Raw genomic sequence first — 831 nt, forward strand, 5'->3', positions numbered from 1 at the left:
AGGTATCGAAGAGGTGCGAAAGCGCTTTCGTGCAGATGCTAGCCTCAGTGTCGAGAACGAGCACTATTATGAGGGCACGTATGAAGACGAGACATCTTTAACCACGGGCTTTGGGTTGTTTACCATCGATTTGATTGAGGAGTTTCTTGAATGGCGCGCGACGTTCTCTAGAACAGATGTCGTTGAAGACTCCGCCGATGACGAGAACCCCGATACCAGAGAGTTCCGAAACATTTTTCGAACTGGCCCCACCATCAATTACGCGATCTCACGTACGATGCGTTTTAATTTGAATGGCTCCTACGTAAAGGTTGATAACTCAGACGAAACAGCAACCAGTAATGAGCGAGCGGAAGGTTCGACAAGGCTCACACATCAATTTAACCGTCTCACTTCGTTCAATATTGGCGCAAACTACTCTGAGATTATCGAAAGTGACGACGAAGAAGAGATTCAAAATAGCCGTGTAACGCTTGGTTTTTCTCGTCTTTATACCGATGGCTCGCTTACAGCAGATTTTGGCCGACAAGAAGTAAGCTCCAATATCGCGCCGACAACCGATGGACGATACATCGACATTCGTGCCACCCGCTCGGCACTATTCGCGCATTCATGGTCGCTAAGTTTCAATCAATCTATTTCTGATACTTCTATTGGTTTTGAAGACGATGAAATTGGGAATGTGCTTGAAACAGATCCAACGCAAGCGACATCGCAAACCGATATCGAAACTCGAGACCGTGTGAACTTGAATGTTGATCGTGATGCTGGCTCATTCACTTATGATGTCGGTCTGATATATGAAGAGAGTGATTTTGCAAAGGGCAATTA

At 45.8% G+C, this 831-nt stretch carries 1 protein-coding gene; it reads left to right on the forward strand.

The window, feature by feature from the left end:
- On the forward strand, positions 1 to 831 hold an 831-nt coding region (locus A3750_RS26535), incomplete at both ends, for a hypothetical protein (RefSeq protein WP_197475246.1).

This window comes from Oleiphilus sp. HI0079 (genome assembly GCF_001635105.1).